At 70.3% G+C, this 25,620-nt stretch carries 19 protein-coding genes; 4 read left to right on the forward strand and 15 right to left on the reverse strand.

The features are described from left to right. Positions 1-241: 241 nt before the first annotated feature. The 9 genes from ACWGJB_RS27230 to dxr form a co-directional block, all read right to left on the reverse strand. Complete coding sequence (locus ACWGJB_RS27230; protein ID WP_453382712.1) at positions 242-1,948, reverse strand: proline--tRNA ligase; 1,707 nt, start codon at positions 1,946-1,948, stop codon at positions 242-244. Between the two features lie 73 nt (positions 1,949-2,021). Beyond that, positions 2,022-2,567, reverse strand: coding sequence for a GNAT family N-acetyltransferase (locus ACWGJB_RS27235; protein ID WP_453382713.1), 546 nt, complete (start codon positions 2,565-2,567; stop codon positions 2,022-2,024). Between the two features lie 146 nt (positions 2,568-2,713). Next, the gene (locus ACWGJB_RS27240) at positions 2,714-3,562 is read right to left on the reverse strand and encodes a GNAT family N-acetyltransferase (protein ID WP_453382714.1); all 849 of its coding nucleotides are present in this window, start codon (positions 3,560-3,562) and stop codon (positions 2,714-2,716) included. 327 nt (positions 3,563-3,889) lie between these two features. Next, a complete protein-coding gene (gene ispG / locus ACWGJB_RS27245; protein WP_453382715.1) occupies positions 3,890-5,047 on the reverse strand; it encodes a flavodoxin-dependent (E)-4-hydroxy-3-methylbut-2-enyl-diphosphate synthase in 1,158 nt (385 codons plus the stop codon). Between the two features lie 232 nt (positions 5,048-5,279). Next, positions 5,280-5,969 (reverse strand): transposase, encoded by a 690-nt coding sequence (locus tag ACWGJB_RS27250; RefSeq protein WP_453382716.1) that lies wholly within the window; start codon positions 5,967-5,969, stop codon positions 5,280-5,282. Positions 5,970-5,986: 17 nt separating this feature from the next. Then, complete coding sequence (locus tag ACWGJB_RS27255) at positions 5,987-6,913, reverse strand: recombinase family protein (RefSeq protein WP_453382717.1); 927 nt, start codon at positions 6,911-6,913, stop codon at positions 5,987-5,989. After that, on the reverse strand, positions 6,877-7,173 hold the full coding sequence (locus ACWGJB_RS27260; protein WP_453382718.1) for a recombinase family protein: 297 nt from the start codon (positions 7,171-7,173) through the stop codon (positions 6,877-6,879). The genes ACWGJB_RS27255 and ACWGJB_RS27260 overlap by 37 nt, the downstream gene beginning before the upstream one ends. Positions 7,174-7,354: 181 nt before the next feature. Next, positions 7,355-8,647, reverse strand: a complete 1,293-nt coding sequence (locus ACWGJB_RS27265) for a M50 family metallopeptidase (protein WP_453382867.1) — start codon at positions 8,645-8,647, stop codon at positions 7,355-7,357. Between the two features lie 8 nt (positions 8,648-8,655). Beyond that, entirely contained in the window at positions 8,656-9,927 is a 1,272-nt protein-coding gene (gene dxr, locus ACWGJB_RS27270; protein WP_453382719.1) for a 1-deoxy-D-xylulose-5-phosphate reductoisomerase, read from the reverse strand. Between the two features lie 200 nt (positions 9,928-10,127). Between dxr and ACWGJB_RS27275 the strand changes: the two genes are divergently transcribed. Beyond that, positions 10,128-10,586 (forward strand): lamin tail domain-containing protein, encoded by a 459-nt coding sequence (locus ACWGJB_RS27275; RefSeq protein ID WP_453382720.1) that lies wholly within the window; start codon positions 10,128-10,130, stop codon positions 10,584-10,586. Positions 10,587-10,590: 4 nt separating this feature from the next. Here ACWGJB_RS27275 and ACWGJB_RS27280 read toward each other — a convergent pair whose 3' ends face one another. Both ACWGJB_RS27280 and ACWGJB_RS27285 read right to left on the reverse strand, forming a co-directional pair. Beyond that, the gene (locus tag ACWGJB_RS27280; protein WP_453382721.1) at positions 10,591-12,525 is read right to left on the reverse strand and encodes an acyl-CoA dehydrogenase family protein; all 1,935 of its coding nucleotides are present in this window, start codon (positions 12,523-12,525) and stop codon (positions 10,591-10,593) included. Positions 12,526-12,671: 146 nt separating this feature from the next. Then, a complete protein-coding gene (locus ACWGJB_RS27285; protein WP_453382722.1) occupies positions 12,672-13,481 on the reverse strand; it encodes a GH12 family glycosyl hydrolase domain-containing protein in 810 nt (269 codons plus the stop codon). A 233-nt stretch (positions 13,482-13,714) separates the two neighbouring features. On the opposite strand from ACWGJB_RS27285, the gene ACWGJB_RS27290 reads away from it, so the two are divergent. From ACWGJB_RS27290 to ACWGJB_RS27300, 3 genes are all read left to right on the forward strand, one after another. Continuing rightward, positions 13,715-14,722: a LacI family DNA-binding transcriptional regulator gene (locus ACWGJB_RS27290; RefSeq protein WP_453382723.1), complete on the forward strand. Its 1,008-nt coding sequence runs from the start codon at positions 13,715-13,717 to the stop codon at positions 14,720-14,722. 287 nt (positions 14,723-15,009) lie between these two features. Then, positions 15,010-17,064: a glycoside hydrolase family 31 protein gene (locus ACWGJB_RS27295; protein WP_453382724.1), complete on the forward strand. Its 2,055-nt coding sequence runs from the start codon at positions 15,010-15,012 to the stop codon at positions 17,062-17,064. A 117-nt stretch (positions 17,065-17,181) separates the two neighbouring features. After that, on the forward strand, positions 17,182-18,369 hold the full coding sequence (locus ACWGJB_RS27300; RefSeq protein WP_453382725.1) for a sulfotransferase family protein: 1,188 nt from the start codon (positions 17,182-17,184) through the stop codon (positions 18,367-18,369). 48 nt (positions 18,370-18,417) lie between these two features. Here the strand turns inward: ACWGJB_RS27300 and ACWGJB_RS27305 are convergent, their stop codons facing one another. From ACWGJB_RS27305 to ACWGJB_RS27320, 4 genes are read right to left on the reverse strand one after another with little or no spacing between them, the layout of a single operon-like run. After that, a complete protein-coding gene (locus ACWGJB_RS27305) occupies positions 18,418-19,131 on the reverse strand; it encodes a glycoside hydrolase family 12 protein (protein WP_453382726.1) in 714 nt (237 codons plus the stop codon). A gap of 36 nt (positions 19,132-19,167) precedes the next feature. Continuing rightward, positions 19,168-21,363: a glycosyl hydrolase family 95 catalytic domain-containing protein gene (locus tag ACWGJB_RS27310; RefSeq protein ID WP_453382727.1), complete on the reverse strand. Its 2,196-nt coding sequence runs from the start codon at positions 21,361-21,363 to the stop codon at positions 19,168-19,170. Continuing rightward, complete coding sequence (locus ACWGJB_RS27315) at positions 21,360-23,345, reverse strand: beta-galactosidase (protein ID WP_453382728.1); 1,986 nt, start codon at positions 23,343-23,345, stop codon at positions 21,360-21,362. The genes ACWGJB_RS27310 and ACWGJB_RS27315 overlap by 4 nt, the downstream gene beginning before the upstream one ends. Then, complete coding sequence (locus ACWGJB_RS27320; RefSeq protein ID WP_453382729.1) at positions 23,342-25,528, reverse strand: 1,4-beta-glucanase; 2,187 nt, start codon at positions 25,526-25,528, stop codon at positions 23,342-23,344. The genes ACWGJB_RS27315 and ACWGJB_RS27320 overlap by 4 nt, the downstream gene beginning before the upstream one ends. Between the last annotated feature and the right edge of the window lie 92 nt (positions 25,529-25,620).

The following is a 25,620-nucleotide window of genomic DNA, read 5'->3' on the forward strand; positions in this document are numbered from 1 at the left end:
CGAGCGTGACCGCCGCCGTCAGGGCCGCCGTACGCCGGGCGCCCCGGCGGACCATCGCGGCCGCCCCCTGCTCCCCCTGCTGCCTGCGCCGCACTCTCTCGGTCATGACCGATCCCCTCCCGCGTGACTCTCTGTCACGCATTACGTTCGGGCACCGGCCTGAGAGAAGTCTGTGAGGCTCCCATACGGAGTGGAAGAACTGTCTGAGAGGTTCCTGAAAAGGCGCGGCGGGAGTTGGGACTCAGCTGGCGGTCAGGCGGGCGATCGCCTCGTCCACCGTCAGCTCCTCGCGCTCGCCCGTCTTGCGGTCCTTGAGCTCCAGGACGCCCTCGCCGGAGCGTCGGCCCGCGACCAGGATCTGCGGTACGCCGATCAGCTCGGCGTCCGTGAACTTCACGCCCGGGGAGACCCCGGCCCGGTCGTCGACCAGGACGCGCAGTCCGGCGGCGCGCAGCTTCTCGGAGACGTCCAGGGCGAGTTCGGTCTGCAGGGCCTTGCCTGCGGCGACGACGTGCACGTCGGCCGGGGCGACCTCGCGGGACCAGACCAGGCCGTGCTCGTCGGCGGTCTGCTCGGCGAGCGCGGCGACGGCGCGGGAGACGCCGATGCCGTAGGAGCCCATGGTGACGCGGACCGGCTTGCCGTGCTGGCCGAGGACGTCCAGCTTGAGGGCGTCGGTGTACTTGCGGCCCAGCTGGAAGATGTGACCGATCTCGATGGCGCGGTCCAGCTTGAGGCCGGTGCCGCACTTCGGGCAGGGGTCGCCCTCCAGCACGACGACGACATCGACGTAGTCGTCGACGGTGAAGTCACGGCCCGTTACGACGTTCTTGGCGTGCGTGCCCGCCTTGTTGGCGCCGGTGATCCAGGCGGTACCCGGGGCCACGCGCGGGTCGGCGATGTACTTCACCTTCTCGCCGAGGCCCTGCGGGCCGACGTAACCACGGACCAGGTCGGGACGGCCGGCGAAGTCGGACTCGGTGACCAGCTCGACGGCGGCCGGGGCGAAGTGCTCCTCGACCTTGCCCATGTCGACCTCGCGGTCGCCCGGTACGCCGACGGCCACGATCTCGCCGTCGACCTTCACCAGGAGGTTCTTCAGGGTGGCGGAGGCCGGGACGCCGAGATGGGCGGCGAGGGTCTCGATGGTCGGCGTGTCCGGGGTCGGGATCTCTTCGAGGGCGGGCACGTCGGAGGCGTCCACCGCCTTGAGCCCGTACGTGATCGCCTCGGTGTTGGCCGCGAAGTCGCAGTTCGGGCAGTCGGCGAAGGTGTCCTCGCCGGCCTCGGCCGGGGCCAGGAACTCCTCCGACTTCGAGCCGCCCATCGCGCCGGCGGTGGCGGCGACGATGCGGTAGTCGAGGCCGAGGCGCTCGAAGATGCGCTGGTAGGCCTGGCGGTGCAGGGCGTACGACTTGGCGAGGCCGTCGTCGTCCAGGTCGAAGGAGTAGGAGTCCTTCATCAGGAACTCGCGGCCGCGCAGGATGCCGGCGCGCGGGCGGGCCTCGTCCCGGTACTTGTTCTGGATCTGGTAGAGGATGACCGGCAGGTCCTTGTAGGAGGACGCCTGGTCCTTCACCAGGAGGGTGAAGATCTCCTCGTGGGTCGGGCCGAGGAGGTAGTCGCCGCCCTTGCGGTCCTGGAGGCGGAACAGCTCCTGGCCGTACTCGTCCCAGCGGCCGGTCGCCTCGTACGGCTCCCGGGGCAGGAGGGCCGGGAGCAGCACCTCCTGGGCGCCGATCGCGTCCATCTCCTCACGGACGATCCGCTCGATGTTGGAGAGCACCTTCAGGCCGAGGGGCAGCCAGGACCAGATGCCGGCGGCCGTGCGGCGGACGTAGCCGGCGCGGACGAGGAGCTTGTGGCTGAGGACCTCGGCGTCCGCCGGGTCGTCACGCAGCGTCTTCGCCATCAACTGGGACATGCGTTGGACCGGTGCGTTCGCCATGGTTCTCGTACTCCTGCCGGGAAAGGTTGATGGCTAGGAGGTTAGCCGGGCTCGCTGTGCCGGTGGAAATCGGTTAGCGGCGTTCGGTACCCCTGCGGCGCAGCGGCAGGGGGGCGCCCATCACGGCGTACGGCTTGGGCGCGCTCGGGAAGTGGACCTGGCGGGCGAGGTCCACGTAGCCGAGGGAGTGGTAGAGGCCGCGGGCCGGGCTGTCCGTGTCGATCGCGGAGAGGATCGAACGGGGCTCGGTGGTGCCGTCGGTGATCGTCGTGATCAGCCGGCGGCCGATGCCGCGGTTCTGGTGGCGGGGGTGCACATGCAGTTCGGTGATCACGAAGGAGTCGTCGAGCCAGCCGGCGTGGCCCTGGGCGCGCAGGTAGGGCTCCACGACGGTGGACCACCAGTGGGTGCGGCTGTTCGGCATGCCGTAGACGAAGCCGACGAGCAGACCGTCGGCGGTCGCGCCGAGGGCTCTGGCGCCGGGGTACTGCATGTGGCGGACGACGATCTGACGGCGTACGGCTACCTCGTCGGGGCCCAGGCCGAAGGCGATCGCTTGGACTGCCAGGGCCTCGTCCACGTGGGAGGAGAGGTCCAGGGGGCCGATCACGAGGTCCATGTGGGGAGGGTACAGGGCGGTTCCGGTTGTCGTCCGGGTGCGGGTTGTGTGTGGGTGGTCGCGCTCACGCGGCGGTAGCCGCATGTCGGTTACAGCCCCGCGCCCCTTTCGGGGCGCTCCCCCCGGGGCCTGCCGGAAGAGAACCGTCAGAACAAGACGCTCATGAACGCGCCGACTTCCTGGAAGCCCACCCGCAGATACGTCCTTCTCGCCGCCGTGTTGAAGTCGTTGACGTAGAGGCTGACCACCGGGGCCACGTCGGCCAGCGCGTAGCGCAGCACCGCCGCCATGCCGGGGACCGCCAGGCCCATGCCCCGGTACTCGGGGGCCACCCACACGCCCTGGATCTGGCAGGCCGCCGGGGTCGCCGCGCCGATCTCCGCCTTGAAGACCACCCGGCCGCTGTCGTCGAGCCGGGCGAAGGAGCGGCCGGAGCCGACGAGTTCGGCGACCCTCGCCTGGTAGAGGAGGCCGCCGTCGCCGGCCAGCGGGGAGACGCCCACCTCCTCGGTGAACATCGCCACGCACGCCGGCATGATCGTCTCCATCTCGTCCTTGCGGATGCGGCGGACGTACGGATCCGGGGCGATGCCGGCGGGCATCCGCTCGGTGACCATCAGGGGCTGGTGGGCGCGGACCTCGCGGGCTGGGCCCCAGTGCGGTTCCAGGAGGCGCCACAACTGGGTGGTGGCCTCGCTCGGTCCGACGATCGAGGAACAGCGGCGGCCGGCCCGGCGTGCGCGGTCGGCGAACGCGCGGACCGCGCGCGGGGTGGCACAGATCGGGACCAGGTTGGCGCCGGCGTAGCAGAGGGACGTGAGCATGCCGTCCTCGTACCAGCCCCACATCTCGCCGCCGAGGCGCCAGGGGTCGAGGCCGGCCACCTGGACGCGTGAGGTCACGAAGGCGTTCGTGACCGGCTCGCGGTCGAGTACGGCGAGCGCGGCGTCCAGGTCACTCGGTTCGAGCACCCGAGAGGTGGTCTGCGTCAACACGTGCGGGGCCTCACGCTGAGGGGTTCTGCTGATCTCCGCACTGTACCTGCGGAAGCTTGGCGGTGCCGCCCCGTGTGGGTGACCGTTGGCCTTGCCGTACCGGGGGCCTAGTCCCGTCGCCGGGGGCTGCCGCCCCGGTCCCCCGCTCCGTGTCGCCTGCGAGCTCGGGAGCCATGTGTGTTCGCGAGTGCGGGTCGTCGGGGGCTGGTCGCGCAGTTCCCCGCGCCCTTCTCGGGCGCCTGGACCTGGCGGGGCCGAAAGGGCTCAGCCCCTTCGGGACGGGACGGGCGGGGACGGGTGACTCCCGCCGTCGCCCGAAGAGCTTCCTCAGCCCGCCACCGACACCGACGGCTCTCCCGACTCCGTGCCCTCCGCCTCCATCTGCTCGGCCAGCTTCATGGCCTCCTCGATGAGGGTCTCCACGATCTTGGACTCAGGGACGGTCTTGATGACCTCGCCCTTGACGAAGATCTGGCCCTTGCCGTTGCCGGAGGCGACGCCGAGGTCGGCCTCCCGTGCCTCGCCGGGGCCGTTCACGACGCAGCCCATGACCGCGACGCGCAGCGGGACCTCCATGCCGGTCAGGCCCGCCGTGACCTCCTCGGCCAGCTTGTAGACGTCGACCTGGGCGCGGCCGCAGGACGGGCAGGAGACGATCTCCAGGCCGCGCTGCTTGAGGTTGAGGGACTCCAGGATCTGGTTGCCGACCTTGACCTCCTCGACCGGAGGAGCCGACAGGGAGACCCGGATGGTGTCGCCGATGCCCTGGGAGAGCAGCGCGCCGAAGGCGACCGCCGACTTGATGGTGCCCTGGAAGGCCGGGCCGGCCTCCGTGACACCGAGGTGCAGCGGGTAGTCGCACTGGGCGGCGAGCTGCCGGTAGGCCTCGATCATCACGACCGGGTCGTTGTGCTTGACGGAGATCTTGATGTCCCGGAAGTCGTGCTCCTCGAAGAGGGATGCCTCCCACAGGGCCGACTCGACCAGGGCCTCGGGGGTCGCCTTGCCGTACTTCTGGAGCAGCCGGCGGTCCAGGGAGCCGGCGTTGACGCCGATGCGGATCGGGGTGCCGTGGTCCTTCGCGGCCGCCGCGATCTCCTTGACCTTGTCGTCGAACTGCTTGATGTTGCCGGGGTTGACCCGGACCGCGGCACAGCCGGCCTCGATGGCCGCGAAGACGTACTTCGGCTGGAAGTGGATGTCCGCGATGACGGGAAGCTGGGACTTCTTCGCGATGGTGGCGAGGGCGTCGGCATCGTCCTGGGTGGGGCAGGCGACGCGCACGATCTGGCAGCCGGACGCGGTGAGCTCGGCGATCTGCTGGAGGGTGGCGCCGATGTCCGACGTACGGGTCGTGGTCATCGACTGGACCGAGACCGGGGCGTCTCCGCCGACAGCCACGGAGCCGACCTGGATCTGCCGGCTCTTCCGGCGCTCGGCGAGCTTGGTCGGAACGGACGGCATGCCGAGAGAAATCGCAGTCATCTGCTGTGCAACCCCAAGTCGTGGATCTAGGTCCAGGTCCCGTCGAAAGCGGGTTCCAGACTCCGAGATTACGGCACCGGGCCAGGCGCCAGCACATCCCCTACGGGTAAACCCACTCAATGGAAGCGGCCCGGAACACAGTGTTCCGGGCCGCTTCGAACGTCGTATGGCTACGAGATTTTCACGGGGTTAACCCGGTTCGGCAACCTCGGAGCCTCCAGAGCCCTCGGGTTCAGAGCCGGGTGCGGACGGCCAGCGTCGGGCCCGCCTCGTGGCTCAGGACCGGTGTGCCCGCTCCCTCGTCGTTCAGGAGCTTCACGGTCTCCCGCCACACGCCGTCCGCCAACCAGCTGCGCTGCCGCGCTCGGACCTTCTCCGGGTCACCGAACCGCTCGGGAAGATCACGCCAGAGGATGCCCGTGCGTAGACGGTGCAGCATCCCGGTGAAGGCCGCTCGCAGATCCAACGGTGAGCGAAAGTGATGCGCCCGGTACCTGGAGCGGAGCAGGTCCTCGACGTGGCGCCACTGGCTGTCAGCAGGGTCGGGAGGTACGAGCGTCCCCGTGCCCTCATGCCAGCGGACGGTCAAGCACTTCGTTCCCTCTCGATACCGAAACTCCGCGTCCACGATGTCGACCTCCACCCCGGCTGCCTCGATCAGGCGACGCAGCTCGGACGGGGGCAGGGACCGGATGTCCGGAGCGTCCGACTCCAGTACGGCCGAGAACCGGGCTTCCCTGGCGCAGAGCTCTTCCAGTTCCTCCAGCCAGCCCCGCGCATGGGTCAGGATCCGTTCGAAGACCCTCTGCTCTGATTCGAGCTGCCGCATCGCGGCGGCGACGACACGGTTGTTCTGCGCCTGGTGTCGTAACCCGTCGAGTTCCTCCGCGCACTGGGCAACGAGTCGTTCCAGCGATGTCACCCGATCAAGGTGCCGAGTCAACCGCGCCCGCGCCAGGAAATCGGCAGCGTCGGCCTGCTGTGCAACGGCATGGCAGCCAGCTGGGCGTTGACATGCCGTGCCGCCTCTTCCTCGACGTGATCAGCGGGCAGAAAGACACAGCCGCAGGAGTCGGCCGCGTTCCATCCCGAACAGCGATAGGTCCGTAATCCGTCCTTGCTGCGGAAGCATCCGATGTACGGACGCCCGCAGCTTCCTCGGATCCGTCCGGTGAGCGGGTACTCCCGGACAGGGTTTCTGCGCTGCCGACTCAGACTCAGGGCAGCCAACGCTTTTCGAAATGCGCGGATCCGTTCAGCCGGGAGAATCGCAGGCAGCGCGATCACCACGGGCTCGCCGTGCAGGGGACGTCCGTCATCGCCGAGCCTGGTGCAATGGTCGCCCCATTGCTGATCAAGGCGCCGAAAGACCACCTCGCCGAGAAATGCCGCGCTTTGCAGACGTTTGTGAATGTTGACGGCTGTCCAGTGCTTACCGTTCCGGGTGCGGATTCCGCGACCGTTCAGCTCCGCCGCAAGATCTGCGAGAGTGCGCCCGCCTTCGATCACCAGGTTGGCCAGCAGCCTCACCACGTCCGCTTCAGCCGGGTCCACTTCGAGCGTCGAGCCGAAGGCGCCCTTCCCGCTGATCCGGTAGCCGTAGGGAGGCGGACCACCCGGCCATCCGCCGTCGACCGCCTTGAGCTGCCGACCTGCCTGTGTACGGGCCACGATGCGTCCGTAGTCGGCCTCGACCTCCCGCGCGAGACGGTCGATCGTGAGCCACCTGTCGAGACCGGGTTCACCAAGGGCTTGGGAACAGCGCTCCACCCTCGCTCCGGCGTCCTCGATCTGCCACATGCAACGCCAGATCGCCCTCTCCGTCCGCCCTAGGCGGTCGAGGCGGTGCACCAGGACGAGTTCCACCGCCCCCAGGAGATGTCATCGAGGAGTGCGTCCAGTCTTGGGCGCGAGTCGTTCGAACCTGATGCACCGATGTCCTCATGGGACTCCACCAGACGCCACGACGAACGCTGTGCCACGAACTCACCGATAGCACGTGCCTGGGCCGGAATTCCGTACTTCCCCTTCTGCTCCGCGGTGGAGACCCTGATGTACGCGGCGACATCCAAGGTCGCCGCCCCAACTGCCTCGCCGTCTGCGCACGGCGCAGTACCTTGCTGCATGTCAGTCCCTTTCCAGACTGGCCAGACCCCAGGGTGTTGGCGCACCGCTGGGGTCACGCATGAACAGCAAGAACGTACGAAGAGGCCGTACGCGTCGCACAAAAAAGCCGCGCCCTTCACCCGTCAGAGTCAGGCGAGTGAAGGGCGCGACCTGGCCAGAGCGACAGAAATTGCTCGTCAGCTAGCTGATCTTGACCGGATTGACGACATCTGCAATGAGCACGAGAACCGTAAAGCAGATGAAGATCCCGGCCACCACATAGGCCACCGGCATCAGCTTCGCCACGTCGAAGGGACCGGGGTCCGGGCGGCGCAGCACCTTCGCCAGGTTCCGGCGCAGCGACTCCCACAGGGCGCCCGCGATGTGGCCGCCGTCCAGCGGGAGCAGCGGGAGCATGTTGAAGAGGAACAGCGAGAGGTTGAATCCGGCCACCAGCATCAGGGCCATGGCCAGCTGCTGCGTGGGCGGGATGTCGAGCGTGAAGATCTCGCCGCCGACCCGTGCCGCGCCGACCACGCCCATCGGGGAGTCCGGCTGCCGGGGGGCGCCGTCGAAGGCCGCGTCCCACAGGGCCGGGATCTTCCCGGGCAGACCCGCGATGGAGTCGACGGCCTCGCCGAGCCGGTCGCCCATCCAGGTCACCGACTGGCCGAGGTCCTGGCGGACGATGCCGGTGGCGGCGCTGAAGCCGAGGAAGCCGGCGGTGACGTACTGGCCCTGGACGATCTGCCCGCTGGAGTCCTTCTTGGCGACCTGGTTGCTGGCGATCTTCGCGTGCAGGGTGACGTCCTGGCCCTTGCGGTCGACGACGACCGCGACGTCCTTGCCGGGGGTGGCACGGATCAGGTCGGAGAGCTGGTTCCAGCTGGTGGTCCGCACCCCGTCGAAGGAGACGATCTTGTCACCGGCCTTCAGACCCGCGGCGGCGGCCGGGGAGGCCGCGTCGGTCTTCTTGCAGCTGTCGCGGTTCTCGCTCTGGGCGATCACGCACTGGGAGACCGAGCTGACGGTGGTGGTCTGCTGGCTGATGCCGAAGCCCATCAGGACCGTGAGGAACAGTGCCACCGCGAGGATCAGGTTCATGAAGGGACCCGCGAACATCACGATCACGCGCTTCCAGGGAGCGCGCGTGTAGAAGAGGCGGGTCTCGTCGCCGGGCTGGAGCTCCTCGAAGGCGGCCGAGCGGGCGTCCTCGATCATGCTGCGCCACGGGGAGGTGGAGCGCGCGGTGATACGGCCGTCGGCGCCCGGCGGGAACATGCCGATCATGCGGATGTAGCCGCCGGCCGGGATGGCCTTGAAGCCGTACTCGGTATCGCCCTTGCGCCGCGACCAGATGGTCGGGCCGAAGCCGACCATGTACTGCGGGACGCGGATGCCGAAGAGCTTGGCGGTGGAGAGATGCCCCAGCTCGTGCCAGGCGATCGAGACCAGCAGGCCGATCACGAAGACGACTATGCCGAGGATCATCATCAGGGCTGTCATGCACGCGCCTCCGCGGTCGCCGTCTGTGCTGTCAGTTCCCGGGCCCGGGCCCGGGCCCAGGTCTCCGCTTCGAGTACGTCCGGCACGGTGAGCGAAGTTCCCGTACGAGGAGTGCCGTGTTCCTCGACGACCCGGGTGACGGTATCCATGATCCCGTTGAAAGGCAGCAGACCGCTCCGGAACGCCTCGACGCACTCCTCGTTGGCCGCATTGAACACCGCCGGCGCGGTGCCCGCGAGCTCACCGACGTGCCGGGCGAGGTTCACGGAGGGGAAGGCCTCGTTGTCCAGCGGGAAGAACTCCCAGGTGGAGGCCTTCCTCCAGTCGAAGGCCGGGGCCGCGTCCGGGACCCGTTCGGGCCAGCCGAGACCGATGGCGATCGGCCCCCTCATGTCGGGGGGCGTCGCCTGCGCGATCGTGGATCCATCCGTGAACTCGACCATCGAGTGGACATACGACTGCGGGTGCACGACCACCTCAATCCGGTCGAAGGGAATGTCGTAGAGGAGGTGCGCCTCGATGACTTCCAGTCCCTTGTTCACCAGGGTGGCGGAGTTGATCGTGATGACCGGCCCCATCGCCCAGGTGGGGTGGGCGAGCGCTTCGTCGACGGTCACCCGGGCCAGGTCGGCCTTGGTGCGACCCCGGAAGGGCCCCCCGGACGCCGTGACGACCAGCTTGCGGACGTCGGCCCGCGTCCCCGCCGCCAGCGCCTGGAAGAGCGCCGCGTGCTCGGAGTCGACCGGGATGATCTGGCCGGGCTTGGCCAGCGCCTTGACCAGCGGGCCCCCGACGATCAGCGACTCCTTGTTGGCGAGCGCGAGGGTGCGGCCCGCCTCCAGGGCGGCGAGGGTCGGCGCGAGGCCGATGGAGCCGGTGATGCCGTTGAGGACGGTGTGGCAGTCGGACGCGGCGACGTGGGTGGCCGCGTCGGGTCCGGCGAGGATCTCGGGGAGCGGCTCTCCGGCTCCGTAGAGCCCCGTCAGTGCCTCGCGCAGTGCCGGTACGACGTCCTCGCGGGCGACCGCGACGGTCCGCACCCGCAGCCGGTGCGCCTGCTCGGCGAGGAGGGCGACCCGGCCGCCGTTGGCGGACAGGGCGGTGAGCCGGAAGCGGTCGGGGTTGCGCAGGACGAGGTCGATGGCCTGGGTGCCGATGGATCCGGTGGAGCCGAGGATCACCACGTCCTTGGGGCCGTCGCCCGCGAGCGGGTCGTACACGAGGTGCGGGTCGGCGAGGGGGGCCGGACTGGCAGGACTGTCGGTCATCCCCCCATTGTTGCCGCATCCGGTGGCCCGGAGGACAGCGCGTCCCTCACGCGGGTGCCTTATCAGTTCTTGGCGCCCTATGAAGCGGAATTCCCTTTGTGAGGTTCACGTGAAGATCATGTGATAACACTTCTGTCTGGCCGGTGGACGACCGGCCAGACCGGAAGACATCCGGATCCGGATCCAGGGGGGATCTCTCCATGCGTACTGTGCGTATACGTGCTGCCCTGCCCGCGCTCGCGGGCGCCGCGCTGCTCACCGGCACCCTGCTCAGCACCCCGGCGCAGGCCGCCGGCGGCGTGACCATCTACCACGTGTGGTTCGACAGCCCGGGCACCGACAACCGCTCCAACGGAAGCCTCAACGGCGAGTGGGTGCAGATCAAGAACACCGGCGGCTCGGCCGTCTCGATCAAGGGCTGGGTCCTGAAGGACACCTCCAACCACCGCTACGTCTTCAAGAACATCAAGATCGGCGCCCACAAGACGATGAAGGTGCACACCGGCCGGGGCACGGACACCGCGTCGGACAAGTTCCAGAACCGTGGCGCCTACGTGTGGAACAACACCAGCGACACGGCGACGCTGACCAAGGCGACCGGCAGCAAGGTGGACTCCTGCTCCTGGACGACGCGGGATCCGAGCGACAAGTACTGCTGAGCCCCTACTTGAGCGGGCGGCGGACGTTCTCGCGCTGCGACGGTCCGGGGGTCGCGTCGGCGATCCACGGGCCCTCGCCCGACGGGTCGACGATCCCCCGCTCCAGCCACTCGTAGGAGCCGCCGAGAACACCCTTGACGACCTTGCGGTCCAGGTCGTCGGTGTTCGACCAGAGGCGGGTGAACAGCTCGTCGACGCGGACCCGTGCCTGCCGGCAGAACGCGTCGGCGAGCTGGTAGGCCTCGCGGCCGTGGTCGCCCTGGCTGCGCAGCAGTTCGGCGCGGACGCAGGCCGCGCTCATCGCGAACAGCTCGGCGCCGATGTCCACGATCCGGCCCAGGAAGCCCTGCTTGGTCTCCATCCGGCCCTGCCAGCGGGACATGGCGTAGAAAGTGGACCGGGCGAGCTTGCGGGCGTGCCGCTCGACGTAGCGCAGATGCGGGGAGAGGTCCACGCCGTGCTTGAAGTCGCCGTAGGACGTGGGGAGCTGGCCCGGACCCGCCACCAGTTTCGGCAGCCACTTGGCGTAGAAGACACCCGCGTTCGCGCCCGCCTTCGCCTTGTCCTGGAGGGACTTGTCGGGGTCGATGAGGTCGCCGGCGACCGAGAGGTGGGCGTCGACGGCCTCGCGCGCGATCAACAGGTGCATGATCTCCGTGGAGCCCTCGAAGATGCGGTTGATGCGCAGGTCGCGCAGGAGCTGCTCGGCGGGGACGGCGCGTTCGCCGCGTGCCGCGAGGGACTCCGCCGTCTCGAAGCCGCGGCCGCCGCGGATCTGGACCAGCTCGTCCGCCATCAGACAGGCCATCTCGGAGCCGTAGAGCTTGGCGAGGGCGGCCTCGATACGGATGTCGTTACGGCTCTCGTCGGCCATCTGGGAGGACAGGTCGACGACCGCCTCCAGGGCGAAGGTGGTCGCCGCGATGAAGCTGATCTTGGAGCCGACCGCCTCGTGCAGCGCGACCGGCTTGCCCCACTGTTCGCGGACGGCCGACCACTCGCGGGCGATCTTCAGACACCACTTGCCGGCGCCCACGCACATCGCGGGGAGCGAGAGCCGGCCGGTGTTGAGGGTGGTGAGGGCGATCTTGAGGCCCGCGCCCTCGGGGCCGATCCGGTTGGCGGCCGGGACCCGGACCTGGTGGAAGCGGGTCACGCCGTTCTCCAGGCCGCGCAGGCCCATGAAGGCGTTGCGGTTCTCGACCGTGATGCCCGCGGAGTCCGCCTCGACGACGAAGGCCGTGATGCCGCCCTTGCCGTCCTCGGTCCTGGGCACGCGGGCCATGACGACCAGGAGGTCGGCGACCACGCCGTTGGTGGTCCACAGCTTCACCCCGTCGAGGACGTAGTCGTCCCCGTCCCGTACGGCGGTGGTGGCCAGCCGGGCCGGGTCCGAGCCGACGTCCGGTTCGGTGAGCAGGAACGCCGAGATGTCGGTGCGGGCGCAGCGGGGCAGGAAGGCGTCCTTCTGCTCCTGGGTGCCGAAGATCTTCAGCGGCTGCGGGACGCCGATCGACTGGTGGGCGGAGAGCAGCGCGCCGACCGCCGGGTTCGCGGAGCCGACCAGCGCGAGGGCCTTGTTGTAGTAGACCTGGGTGAGGCCGAGGCCGCCGTACTTGGTGTCGATCTTCATGCCGAGGGCGCCGATCTCCTTGAGGCCGGTGACGACCTCGTCGGGGATGCGCGCCTCGCGCTCGATACGGGCCGAGTCGATCTTCGTCTCGCAGAACTCGCGGAGCCGGGCGAGGAACTCCTCGCCGCGGCGCACGTCCTCGTCCGCGGGGAGCGGGTGCGGGTGGATGAGGTCGAGCCGGAAGCGCCCGAGGAACAGTTCCTTGGCGAAGCTGGGCTTGCGCCAGTCCTGTTCCCGGGCGGCCTCCGCCACCTGACGGGCCTCCCGCTCGGTGACGGTGGGTTTCTTGGTGGTGGGGGCGGTCATTGGGGCTCACCTCGCCACGAAAGGGGATGTTGAGGACCGTTCGTTACCGACCAGTGCTACTGGATCGTTGGTACCCGAAACGGGCCGCCCCCACCAGTCCTCGCGGTCCGATCGGGTCACCCGGGCAGACCATCACCGAGGGTGTCTCAGCCGATGTCGACGGAGTACGACCTGGTGTCCAGGCGGCCCGAGCCCTTGAAGACCTCGCTGCCGGACTCGATGCCGGAGACGTACTTGTCGTTGCTCAGCAGCTTGCGGCGGACCAGGGCCTGGGTGAAGTCGTCGAGGTTCAGCGCGGCGCCGGTGGTGCTGGCGCGGCGGACGAAGGAGTAGACGTTCCAGCCGATGTTCCCCCGGTAGATGTCCCACATCGCGCCGTCCAGGCTGACGCTGCCGTACTTGGTGCCCAGCGGTCCCGCCCCGCCCTGGCGGTCGAGCCAGATCATGATCTCGTCGGTGGGCTGGTCCTGCCAGTCCGCGGTGCTCTTGGCGTGCAGCCACAGGTCGTAGGCCACGTTCAGGGTCCCGGGGTCGGAGCTGAGCGCGAAGCTCCACTTGGCGATGACCTTCTTGCGGTCGCCGACCCGGATCGGCAGCCCGGTGAACGCCTTGTCGGTCTTCCAGCCCCAGTGCCAGCCGAGGACCGTACTGGCGTAGGACTTGACGTCCGAGTCGGTGCCCTTGGTGTTGTTCGCCCAGGTGTACGACGTCCCCCAGGAGATCGTCGAACCGGACTGGGAGTTGTCCCAGACGCACTGGCTGCCGGTGCCCTTGTCCTGACCCCAGAGGTTGTTGTTCAGGTAGTACTTGCCGAGCGTGACGGTGTCGAAGGCGGTGCACTTCCTGCTCGGCTCGCCGGCCTGCGCCACGGTGACGCCCGCGGCGGCCGCAAGCGCGACCGAGGCGGCCAGCAGCGACTTCGCCGTCGTGGACAGGCGCGGTCTGCGGTGTTGCATCGGGGGGTCCTTCCGGGGGACGGTTCGGGATACGACCCGTCTGACGGCCGTACGACCTCTTTGTCGCCGCCGCCCCTGCGAAAGGTTGCCGAGGGCGTACCGTCAATTAGCTGTCGAAGCGCTTCGACAGCCTATGGACACCCACCCCCACTGAAGCTACTGTCGAACCACCCTCACCCACCCTTGTCAGCAATGCGCACTGTCGAAGCGCTTCACAAAGCTTGGAGAGCTGGATGGTCACCCTCGCCGAGGTCGCCCAGCACGCCGGAGTCTCGGCGAGCACGGTGAGCTATGTCCTCAGCGGCAAGCGGTCCATCTCCACCACCACCCGGCAGCGGGTCGAGCAGAGCATCCGGGAGCTGGGCTACCACCCGAACGCGGGTGCCCGCGCCCTGGCCAGCAGCCGGTCGAACATCATCGCGCTCATGATCCCGCTGCGTACGGACATGTACGTGCCGGTGATGATGGAGATCGCGATCGCGGTGGCCACCACGGCCCGCACGCACGGCTACGACGTCCTGCTGCTCACCGGTGAGGAGGGGCCGGACGCGGTACGCCGGGTCACCGGCAGCGGGCTGGCCGACGCGATGATCCTGATGGACGTGGAACTGGAGGACGAACGGCTGCCGTTGCTCCGGGGGACCGACCAGCCCTCCGTGCTCATCGGACTGCCCGCCTCCACCACCGGACTGACCTGTGTCGATCTCGACTTCGGGGCGACCGGGGCACTGTGCGTGGAGCACCTCGCGAAGCTCGGCCACCACGACATCGCTGTCATCGGCGAGGCCCCCGCGGTCTACGAGCGGCACACCGGTTTCGCCGAGCGCACCCTCGACGGACTCCGGTCCCGGGCCCGGGAGTTGGGCCTCAGGGTGCTGCACCGGCCGTGCGAGGGCGGATACGACGCGATGGCCGTCACGCTGGCCCGGATCTTCGACGAGCGCCCGGGCACCACGGGCTTCGTCGTCCAGAACGAGTCCGCGGTGGAGCCGCTGCTCGCGCTGCTGCGCCAGCAGGGCCGGGCCGTGCCCGAGGACGTGTCGGTGGTCGCGATCTGCCCGGACCAGGTCGCCGTCCAGGCCTCGGTACGGCTGACGTCGGTCGCCATCCCCGCGCAGGAGATGGGCCGGTACGCCGTGGAGCACCTGGTCGCCAAGCTGGACGGCCGGGGCGGCGACGAAGTCGTCCTGATCGCACCCGAGTTGACGGTACGGGCGAGCACGGGCCCGGCGCCGGCGTAACGCCCGCCGACACCGCTCATCCCCCCTACGGAGGCATCCCGTGCCCGCGCTCCTTCAGGAGCCCGCCTCTTGAACCCTCCCCCTGCCGAAGCAAGGGAATTCCTGGCTCACGCTGCTCGGGCGCTCAGCGAACGACCGAGTCTTACGCGATCAGCGCCAGCCGGGTTGGAACCAGCCCGGTTGCCCCGAAAGACAAGGAGGTTGCGCGTGCTTGGTTCTCGCTACGCACGCTGCGTAACTTACCCGACCATCTGGGTGACGATGCACGAAATCGTCGGAGGTTGCCAGTGAATCAGCCTGCCGAAAACCGCTCTGCCGCAGCGCAGCCCAAGGTGAGCCTCGCGCAGTCCTCCCCCACCGTCGGCACGTTCCGTGAGCGGGACGGTGCCCTGGAGTGGACCGGCCGTCAGGAGACGCTGCGGATCGAGCCGTGGGGGCCGGACGCGGTCCGGGTACGTGCCCGGCTCGGCGGTCCGGTCCTCGACGGCCTGCCGGGCGCCCTGCTCGACGAGCCGCCGGCCACCGGGTCGACCGTCAAGATCGTCGACGGTGAGGGGCGGCTGACGGTCGGCGGCCTCACCGTCGAGGTGTCCGCCGAGGGCCTGGTCCGGTTCCTGCGCACCGACGACCTCACGGAGATCCTGGCCGAGCAGCGCGCCCACTTCTGGTGGCCCGGCTCGCGTCTCTACACCGCCGTGGGCAACGGCCACCACCGGCTGGAGCAGCGGTTCGCCGCCTACGAGGACGAGCGGCTGTACGGCCTGGGCCAGCACCAGCACGGGCGCCTGGACCAGAAGGGCCTGGTCCTGGACCTGGTCCAGCGCAACGCCGAGGTCTCGGTCCCGGTGCTGGTCTCCAGCCGCGGCTACACCCTCCTGTGGAACAACCCCGCCATCGGCCGCGTCGAACTCGCCGGCAACGGCACCCGCTGGGTGGCCGACTCGGCCCGCCAGCTCGACTACTGGATCACCGCCGGCGATCCGGCCGACGGGCAGCGCAACTACAGCGCGGCGACCGGCCGTTCGCCGATGCTGCCGGAGTGGGCGGCGGGCTTCTGGCAGTGCAAGCTGCGCTACCGCACCCAGGACGAACTCCTGTCCGTGGCCCGGGAGTACAAGCGGCGCGGGCTGCCCCTCTCGGCGATCGTCTGCGACTTCTTCCACTGGACCCACCTCGGCGACTGGAAGTTCGACCCGAAGGAGTGGCCCGACCCGGCCGCGATGGTCCGCGAACTCGCCGAGCTGGGCGTCAAGCTGGTGGTCAGCCTGTGGCCGTCGGTGTCCCCGCTGTCCGAGAACCACCCGGTGATGGAACAGCACGGCTACTTCATCGGCACCCAGTACGGCCCGATGGCGCACGCCGACTGGCCGGACAAGGAGGTGGCGTCGACCGTCCAGGTCGCCTTCTACGACGCCACGAACCCCGAGGCCCGCGCCTTCGTGTGGTCCCGGGTGAAGGAGAACTACCTCGACCCGTACGGCATCACGGCGTTCTGGCTGGACGCCTGCGAGCCCGAGCTGAAGCCCGGCTTCCAGGAGAACCTGCGCTACTGGACGGGCCCGGGCCTCGAGGTCGGCAACAGCTACCCCGCCGAGAACTCCCGCACCTTCTACGAGGGCCTGCGGGCCCAGGGCGAGGAGGTCGTCACCCTCAACCGTTCGGCCTGGGCGGGCAGCCAGCGCTACGGCGCCGCGCTGTGGTCCGGCGACATCGGCACCGACTTCGCCACCCTGCGCCGGCAGATCGCGGCCGGCCTCAACACGGCCCTGTCCGGCATCCCCTGGTGGAACACGGACATCGGCGGCTTTCACGGCGGCGACCCGGACGACCCGGCCTACCGCGAGGTGATGGTCCGCTGGTTCCAGTTCGGCGCCCTGTCCCCGCTGATGCGGCTGCACGGCTTCCGCGACCCGGGCATGCCGCTGGGTCCGGACATGACCGGCGGCCCGAACGAGGTCTGGTCGTACGGGGCGGAGGCCGGTGCGATCCTGGAGAAGTACCTGCGGCTGCGCGAGCGCCTCAGGCCCTACGTCCTCCAGGTCATGCGGGAGGCCCACGAGGAGGGCCTGCCGGTGATGCGGCCGCTGTTCCTGGAGTTCCCGCGGGACCAGACGGCCTGGACGGTCGACGACGCCTATCTGTTCGGCCGGGACCTCCTGGTGGCACCGGTGCTGACGGCGGGAGCCACGGCCCGGACGACGTATCTGCCGGCGGGCGCCTGGTGGACGGACGCGTGGACCGGTGAGTCGTACGAGGGCGGTACGGCGGTGACGGTGGACGCGCCGCTGGATCGTATCCCGCTGTTCCTGCGGGACGGGGCGGAGCTGCCGGTCACGGAGTAGCGCCGGCCGGCCGCGGTTACCACCCGGTAAATGTCTCAACTCAGCGGTGTGGTCGGGCAGTTGGAGGGGGTAGTACGTATCCCCTCTCCCTGTCCCCCCACGAAGGGTCCCGTTGCCGTGTCCTCCGGCCCGCTCCCCCTCACGCTCGCCAATCTGCTGCTCGGACCCGCCTCCCGCACCCGCCGCACACCGGACCGGGCCTTCGAGCGGCTGCTCGACACGGCCGGACGGTCGGAGGGCGACGAGCGGTTCGCCGACGACTTCCGTCACCTGCTGCGATGTTGGTCCCGCGCCGAGCACCTCACCCCCGTCGGCTGGCTGTCGGCGCGCGGCCACGTCGGCCGCCACCTCGCCAACCGGGCCCGGATCCGCCGGCTGCTCGCCGAACACCCCGGGATCGAGCGGGAGCCCGTCGACCGGCCGGTGTTCGTGGTGGGCCTGCCCCGCACCGCCACCACGCTCACGCACAGTGTGCTGTCCCTCTCCGCGGACCACCGCTGCCCGCTGCTGTGGGAGTTGCTCACCCCCGGTCTCGAACCCGACCCCGCGGAACGGGAGCAGGCGATCACCACCGCCCGCCGTCTGGTCGGCGGGATCAACCTCTTCGCCCCGGGCTTCCGCCACATCCACAACCTGCGCCCGGAAGGCCCGGAGGAGTGCACCTTCGCGCTGCCGCACACGGTGATGCCGCTGTCCCAGGCCGTCATCCCGGAGTACCTGCCCTGGCACGAGAGCCATGACTTCGCTGCCGACTACCGCTACCTCAAGCAGATCTACCAGGTACTCCAGTACGGCCGCCCGCGCCGCCGCTGGGTGCTGAAGTCCCCGCTGCACCTGGAGAACCTGGACGCGCTGCGCGCGGTCTTCCCGGATGCCACGATCGTGTGGACGCACCGCGATCCGGCCACCGCCGTGGCCTCGTTCTGCAGCCTGGTCGAGCACGGCATGGCGGTCAACACCCGCCCCCTCGACCTGAACTGGATCGGCGCCACCTGGCTGGAGCTGCTCAGCCGCTCGGCGGCCCGCGGCCTGGCCGCCCGTGCGCACATCCCCCGCGAGGCGCTGGTGGACGTGCCGTACACCTGGCTGGGCGCCGACCCGGCGGCGGGCGCCCCGAAGCTCTACGCGGCCGTCGGCGCCCGCTGGACCGAGGCCGACGTGGCCCGCCTCCCCGCCGTCGTCGCCCGCCCCAAGGGCACCCGCGTGCACAGCTACGACCTGGCCCGCTACGGCCTCACCCGCGCGGACGTCGACACGGCCTTCGCCGACTACAACGCGCTGCGCGCGGAGGTCGACCGGGCGTGACCGCGTGGGGGTGGGCCCCGCGACGCGCACGGGGCCCACCCGTCCGGCTCAGCTGCTGCTGACGGTGAGGCTGTTGGTGGTGAAGTTCAGACCACCGGACGAGCTGGTGATCTCGTAGCCGAACTGCACGTCACCGATGATCACGTTGCCGAACCAGCCCTTGGAGTCCTTGATCCACTTCAGGATCGGCAGGATGTCGATCGTGCCGGAGCTGGAGTTGGAGCTCCGGATGAACGAATAGACGTTGTTCGAGCCGTTGTTGCCCTTGTAGACGGTCCAGGTGTTGCTACCCAGGGTGAGCGTGCCCTGCGAGGTGCCGAGCGGGCCGACGGCTCCGGTCTTGTTGACCCAGAGCATGATCTCGTTGGCGTATCCGGTGTCCCAGATGTCGTACGACGTGTTGTACGCGCCGGACGAGGGGACGGTCACGTTGTAACTGCTGGTGAGCGAGGACAGCGAGGTGATCGTCTTGTTGATCACCTTCTTGGAGTTGGGGTACGACTTGATGCCACCGGTGTTGGGGTGGTTGGCGGTGACGCCCCAGTTGGTGCCGGAGTTGGCCCAGATGCACTGGGTGCCGGCGCCGGAGCCCCAGATGTTGTTGTAGAGGGTGTAGCCGTTCAGCGTCGTGTTGCCCCACTGGTCGCAGGAGCTCCAGACGGCGGCCGAGGCGGGCGCCGAGGCGAGGCCGACGGTGGCGCCGAGGGCGAGCGCGGGGGCGATCAGGGCCGTGGCGGCCCTGCCGAGCATGCGTGGTGCCATGGTGTCCCTTCCATGGGTGGGGGGAGATGCGGGTGGCTACCACGTCCCCAGGGTGAGGACGCGGTCTTCTCCGGCGACGAGGTCGAGCGGCTGGGTGCCGGAGGAAGTCCACAGGTCGACACGGAGCGTCCGGTGCGGCTTCAGGACGGCTCGTGCACCGGCGGGGGCCCAGGAGAGGTCGAGTTCGGCTCCGAACCGGGTGCGGATCCCGGTCAGCCGCCCTCGGCCGAGGGCGGTCGGGGGCGCGGGGAGCAGGACCAGCCGGTCGGGGGTCGACTGGACGAGGGCCTCGATCAGGACGGCGGGCAGGGTGTGTGCGGCGTCGGCGTTGTAGACGTCGCGGTTCGGGTAGTGGGCGCTCATCAGGGAGGCGTGGAAGAAGTCGCCGTCCAGAACCCGGCCGAGGGCGGCGGCGACCCGTTCGCCGTCCCGCAGCCGGGCGGCGACGAGCGCGTGGTGGAGGTGCCCGTGCGCCGAGTCGTTCTCGGCTCCGCGCAGTTCGAGCGCACGGTGGGCGGCGGCCGCCAGTTCCGGGGTGTCGTAGGGCGTGATCTCGTCGAGCGGCCAGACGCCGTAGAGGTGGCTGAGGTGGCGGTGGTCGTAGGTGTCGTCGAGGCCGGGGCGCGCCCACTCGGCGAGTGCGCCGTCGGCGTTGATCCGGTGCGGGGGCAGCCGGTCGGCGAGGGCGCGCCAGCGGTCGGCGTCCGGGCCCGGGTGGTAGTCGGCGGCCGTACGCAGGGCGTGCCGGGCGGCCGAGAGGTCCATCGCCGCGTCGACCGCACCCCAGCTGCCGTTGGCCGGCCGGTTCTCGGGCGAGTAGGACGGGACGACCACCAGCTGGCCTTCGGCGTCGGTCCGGGTGAGGAAGTCCTCGTAGAACGCGGCGACCTGGGCCAGTAGCGCGGCCGTACGCGGATCGCGCACACCGCGCGTCTCGTCGTGGTCGACGAGCGGCTTGAGCAGCCAGTCGGCGCCGGCCGTCCACAGGTGCAGGGGGTACTCACGGCTGAAGTGGTACGAGAGCCCGGACTCACCGTCGGTGTGCGCGGGCGCGACCATGCCCCGGGCGCCGAAGACCGTTCGGGCGTTCTCCCGCCAGTCGTCTTGCTGACGCTGGATCAGGGCGGCCAACGCGTCGGTGACTTCGGGGAGGTCGGCGGCGGGTGCGGAGGCCGTCTGGAGGTTGAGGTTGGCGTCGTTGGTGAAGGCTCCGGACCAGGCGGTGTTCCACTCGCCGGTCCACAGTCCGGTCAGGCGGGGCGGGTTGAGGCCGGAGGAGGAGAGCAGGTGGTAGCGGCCGGCGGCGAAGAGCCGCTCCAGGAGGGCCGCGCTGCGGGTGCGCTTGAGCAACTCCGAGCCGGGCAGTGCGCGTTCGGCGGGATCGGCGGCCAGGTCGAGGGTGACCCGGGTGTAGGCAGTGCGGTGCGGTTCGAGGTGCCGGGCGAGCAGCGTCTCGTACGACGGCGCGTCCTCGAGTATCTCGCGCAGTCGGCGCGCCTCGGCGGTCACGTCGAGTTCGCCCCTGTGGCGGCGGACCCGGGTGAGGAGGAGGACGGAGTCGGCGCCGGTGACGCGGACGCCGGGCGGCACGAGCCCGGTCGCGCCGCCGGTCACGGCGACGAGGGTGACACCGGTGTAGGCGCGGTCGCTGTCGGGGTAGCGGGCCCGGAGGCTGAGCAGGGCGCCCTCGGGGGTGCGGAGCGCGCCGTGGCCGATCCCCAGGCCGGAGGGGACACCCGGGAGCTGGTGATCGAGGGCGACATCGAGAGCGGGCGTGGTGACCCGCTGCACGATCACGTCGTCGGCACGGGAGACGAAGAGGCGGCTGGTCCACTCGCCGGTGGCGGCGGCGACCTCGCCGGTGCCGAAGTCGACGGTCCGGCGGTAACCGCCTGCCTGGCTCCGCGGCCCCCGCAGTCGTATCTGGAAGGCCGGATGAAACGGCTGGACCCACTGGAGCGGGCGGCCGTCGGTGAAGCTCTCGGCGGCCTTGAGGTCGCCGGCGAGCAACCGGTCCTGCACGGAGGCGAGTTCTGCGGCCAGGTGGGGCGGACGGGCGTGTTCGCCGCCGTTCGGGCGGACGAGGGTGTGCTGGGTGACGATGACACGGTCATCGTTCGGATCACCGAACACCAGGGCACCGTGGTGGCCGTTGCCACTCAGGAAGGCGTCCTCCCAGCGGGCGGCCGGGGCGGGCTCCCAGGTGCCGTGGACGGGTCCGGTCGGGGTCATGGCTTGAGCACCGCCACTCCGTATCGATCGAGGGTCACCTCGCCGCTGATCGCGGAACCGGTCAGCAGGTCGCGGTGCGTGCCCGGCACCCGGACCCGCACGGCCTCGCGCCCGTGGTTGAACAGGAACAGCAGCTCACCCCTGCGCACCGCCTCGACCCCCGCCGGCAGCCCGTCGAGCACCGGACGGATCCCCGCCCCCGCGGCGATCCTGCCGACCAGCTCACGCAGCGCTTCCGGTTCGGGGAGCGTGGAGACGTACCAGGCGCGCCCGTTGCGCAGCACGGCCGGCCGGCCGTCGAGCTCCCCGCCCCGGTACGGCACGGTCTCGGAGACCCCGGGAGCGGCCTCGATCTCCTCCGACCAGAGGGTGCCACGGAAGCCCTCGCACGCGACGCTCTCCCCCGCGTCCAGCGGCCACCACTCGTGCAGTGTGCGGATGCCGAACAGCTCGCGCAGCCGGGCGTCCATGCCGCCGGGGCGGATCCGGTCGTCCTCGTCGGCGACGCCGGTCAGGAAACCGCTGACCAGGGTGCCACCGTCGCGGACGTAGGCGAGGAGGTTGCGGACGGCGGTGTCGGTGAGGAGATAGAGCTGGGGCACCACCACCGCCCGGTAGGGGGACAGGTCGTGTTCGGGGTGGGCGAAGTCGGTGGCGAGGTTCGCCTCCCAGAGGGCGCGGTGCCAGGCGTGCAGTAGGTCGGGGAGGTCGACCTCGCTGGAGAGCCGGCCTTCGTGGGCGCCGGCCCACCAGGAGTGCCAGTCGTGGAGGACGGCGATGTCCGCGGTGAGGTGACTGCCGGTCACCTCGTCGCCGATGGCGGCGAGTTCGGCGCCGAGCTGCTTGACCTCCTGGTAGGTACGCCCCTCCTCCCCCGCGTGGCTGACCATCCCCGAGTGGAACTTCTCCGCGCCCTGCCGGGACTGCCGCCACTGGAAGTAGCAGACGGCGTCCGCGCCGCGGGCGACGGCCTGGAGCGACCACTGTCGGTTGAGGCCACGGGGTTTGGGGTGGTTCACCCCGCGCCAGTTGACCGGCCCGGCGGCCTGCTCCATCAGCATCCAGGGGCCGCGCGCCTGGGAGCGGGTGAGGTCGTGGACGAGGGCGCCGTGCTGCGCGCCCAGCGGGTTGCGCGGGTCGGGATAGAGGTCGACGGAGACGACGTCCTCCTCCGCCGCCCAGCGCCAGGCGTCCTGGCCGATCCACAGCGGCATGAAGTTGGTGGTCACCGGGATGTGCGGGGTGTGCCGGGCGACGATGTCCCGTTCGGCCGCGTAACACTCCAGGAGCATGTCGGAGGTGAACCGGCGGAAGTCCAGCACCTGGGTGGGGTTCTTCATGTAGTGGGCGTGGCGTGGCGGCAGGATGCCGTCCCAGGTGTCGTATCCCTGGCTCCAGAAGGCCGTTCCCCAGGCGGAGTTGAAGGCGTCGAGGGTGCCGTAGCGCTCGCGCAGCCAGCGGCGGAAGGCGGCGGCCGCCTCGTCGCCGTAGTCGAAGGTGCAGTACTCGTTGTTGATGTGCCACAGGGTGAGGGCGGGGTGGCCGCCGTAGCGGGCGGCGAGGTCCTCGGTGATGGCGGCTGCGTAGCGGCGGTAGGTGGCGCTGGAGTGCGAGAAGTGCTGGCGGCCGCCCCACCACTCGGTGCGGCCGTCGGCGTCCCGGGGCAGGGTGTCCGGGTGCAGCCGGCCCAGCCACGGCGGCGGCGCGGAGGTCGGGGTGGCGAGGACGACTCCGACGCCGTTGTCGTGCATCAGGTCCATGAGCCGGTCCAGCCAGCCGAAATCCCGCTCCCCCGGCCGGGGTTCGAGCTTCGCCCAGGAGAAGACGCCCATGGTCACGGAGTTGACGCCGGCCGCCTTCATCAGCCGGACGTCCTCGGGCCAGGTCTCCTCGGGCCACTGCTCGGGGTTGTAGTCGCCGCCGAAGAGGATGCGGCCGCGGGTGACGTCGGAGAGGCCCGGTCGCTGTCGTTCGACGGTCATCGAAGCGGCTCCCCGTACTGGATGCCACGCCCGTTGGTGGCGAGGTAGACCCGGCCGTACACGCGCGGGTCACCGGTGATCGCCTGCCCGGTCCACCCCCACTGGTGCCGGTCGTCGTTGATACGGACCCAGGACCCGGCCTCGTCGTCGGAGCGGTGGACGGCGGTGATGGACTCCGTGGAGCCGACGAGATAGATCGCCGGGTAGCCGGCGCCGTCGGCGGCCCTGCCGAAGCCGAGGGTGTAGGCGGCCCGGCAGCCGGCGACCTTGACGAAGCTCGCACCCCCGTCGACGGACCGGTACAACCCGTTCCACTTCACGCTCAGCCACAGGTCACCGGATCTGCCCGGGGCCGCGACCAGCTGGAACTGGCTGTCCCCGGCGGGCAGTCCGGTCGCACGCACCGTGAACGTGCGGCCACTGTCAGTGCTGGCTTGTAGCGTTCCCGTGTCGGTGTCGTATGCGTAGAAGAGCGTCGGGTCGGCCGGGTCGGCGACCGGCGTGGCGCCCTTCGGGAAGGAGGGGATCTCGGTCCAGGTGGCGCCGTCGTCGTCCGAGCGGTGGGCGGGGTACTTCGTCCCGTCCCAGTGCACGAAGGACCACAGCAGCGCGCTGCCGTCGGCGTTGGCGGCGATCGGCCCCGGTGCGTCGTGGGCGAGGGAGGGCTGGGCAGCGAAGGGCGCCCAGGTCCGGCCCCCGTCGTTCGAGAAGGCGCCGTTGCCGTTGTCGCCCCAGCCGGTGCGGACCACGTACGCCGGCCTGCCCGCGGCCTGCGCGAGTCCCGTCGCCGATCCGAACACGGGGTTCGTCGCCATACCGCGGGACGGAGACGCGGTGAGCCGCTCGTGGTACAGGACGCCGATGTCCCCCGAGCCGCTCAGCAGGTGCGCCTCCCCGACCGGAGGCGACACCAGCTGCAGTACGGACGTCTCCTCCAGGCCGCGGATCCACGGGGACCAGTGGACGAGGTCGCGGGTGCCGTAGAGGGTCGCGCCGGTGCCGTAGACAAGGTGCGACGAGTCGTACGGATCCACGGCCACGGCCTGGATCCACCACCCGAACTTGGGCTGGTCACCGCCCCACTTGAGGAAGGGCGTCTCCGACACGTCGAAGACGGCGGTGTCCTTCAGGGACGTCCAGGTACGGCCGCCGTCGGTGGTCCGGTAGAGGGTGTCCACGGCCGCCCACCGGTTGTTCGTCGAGACGACGACGGTACCGGGCCGACGGGCGTCGACGGCGACCCCGCCGTAGCCGAAGGTGTCGCTGCCGCCGGGGTGGACGGGGGTGACCTCGGTCCAGCGGCCGGTGACGGTCGACAGCTTGTGCACACTGCCGTCGGCCTGACCGTTGGGACCGGGGGCATCGGCGTAGGTCACGTACAGCTCGCGCGTGTGCCGGCCGTACGCGGCGCGGACCGGGATCTTGGCGGAGGCGCCGGCGGGCTGCCCGGGGACGGCCTCCCAGGTGGTCCCGTCGGTGGTGCGGTACAGGGTGACGGCGGTCGCGCCGCCGTCCCCGTCCGCCCAGCCTGCGTAGACGGCACGGCCGACGGCGACGAGAAGGCTGACACCCTGGCCGGAGACGGAGGGGGCGGCGGGGAAGCCGGTGGCAGCCGCCCAGGTGGCGCCGCGGTCGGTCGACTTGAGCAGTCCGTCGTGCCTCGTCCCCAGCCAGAGGGTGTCGCTGTCCCGCGGGTCGACGAGGAGGCGCTCGCCCATGCCCCGGCCGTCCTCGTTGGCGCCGAGCCTGACGTCGAGGTCGGTACGGGTCCAGGTGGCGCCGCGGTCGTCGGAGCGGAGGATCGCACCGTTGCCGGCCCAGGACTGGGCGTAGGTACCGAGGGCGAGGTAGAGCCGGTCGGGGTGGGCGGGGTCGACCGCCAGGGCCTCGACACCGAGGAGGTTCCAGTCGTCCCAGCCGAGGTGGTCGGTGAGGGGGGTCCAGCGGGCGGTGCGGGTGTCCCAGCGGTAGGCGCCACCGATGTCGGTGCGGGCGTAGGCGAGGCCGGGGGTGGTCGGGTGGAAGAGGACGCCGGTGACGAATCCGGTGCCGCCGATCACTGCGTTGCGCCAGCGGTACGCCTGCGGCCGGGGTGCGGTCGCATGGGCGTTGGCGGCGAGGGCGGAGAGCGCGGCAGCAGTGGCGGTGCCGGCCAGGACGGTTCTGCGGCTCAGGCTGGGCATGGGGAACCTTCGTGGGTGTGGGTCGGGTGGGTGGTCCCGGGTGGGGGCGGGGGGTCTCGCTCACCGGCGCTTGCAGGGTGCCCCCTGCGAAG

Source organism: Streptomyces sp. NPDC054813 (assembly GCF_053611365.1).

Bases quoted from the DNA above. Each gene is read 5' to 3' on its own strand.
- ACWGJB_RS27260 (WP_453382718.1), bottom strand. From the start codon at position 7,173: ATGCAGCAAGGTACTGCGCCGTGCGCAGACGGCGAGGCAGTTGGGGCG.
- dxr (WP_453382719.1), bottom strand. From the start codon at position 9,927: ATGACCGACAGTCCTGCCAGTCCGGCCCCCCTCGCCGACCCGCACCTC.
- ACWGJB_RS27265 (WP_453382867.1), bottom strand. From the start codon at position 8,647: ATGATGATCCTCGGCATAGTCGTCTTCGTGATCGGCCTGCTGGTCTCG.
- ACWGJB_RS27315 (WP_453382728.1), bottom strand. From the start codon at position 23,345: ATGACCGTCGAACGACAGCGACCGGGCCTCTCCGACGTCACCCGCGGC.
- ACWGJB_RS27305 (WP_453382726.1), bottom strand. From the start codon at position 19,131: ATGGCACCACGCATGCTCGGCAGGGCCGCCACGGCCCTGATCGCCCCC.
- ACWGJB_RS27230 (WP_453382712.1), bottom strand. From the start codon at position 1,948: ATGGCGAACGCACCGGTCCAACGCATGTCCCAGTTGATGGCGAAGACG.
- ACWGJB_RS27320 (WP_453382729.1), bottom strand. From the start codon at position 25,528: ATGCCCAGCCTGAGCCGCAGAACCGTCCTGGCCGGCACCGCCACTGCT.
- ACWGJB_RS27235 (WP_453382713.1), bottom strand. From the start codon at position 2,567: ATGGACCTCGTGATCGGCCCCCTGGACCTCTCCTCCCACGTGGACGAG.
- ispG (WP_453382715.1), bottom strand. From the start codon at position 5,047: ATGACTGCGATTTCTCTCGGCATGCCGTCCGTTCCGACCAAGCTCGCC.
- ACWGJB_RS27285 (WP_453382722.1), bottom strand. From the start codon at position 13,481: ATGCAACACCGCAGACCGCGCCTGTCCACGACGGCGAAGTCGCTGCTG.
- ACWGJB_RS27280 (WP_453382721.1), bottom strand. From the start codon at position 12,525: ATGACCGCCCCCACCACCAAGAAACCCACCGTCACCGAGCGGGAGGCC.
- ACWGJB_RS27310 (WP_453382727.1), bottom strand. From the start codon at position 21,363: ATGACCCCGACCGGACCCGTCCACGGCACCTGGGAGCCCGCCCCGGCC.
- ACWGJB_RS27290 (WP_453382723.1), top strand. From the start codon at position 13,715: ATGGTCACCCTCGCCGAGGTCGCCCAGCACGCCGGAGTCTCGGCGAGC.
- ACWGJB_RS27275 (WP_453382720.1), top strand. From the start codon at position 10,128: ATGCGTACTGTGCGTATACGTGCTGCCCTGCCCGCGCTCGCGGGCGCC.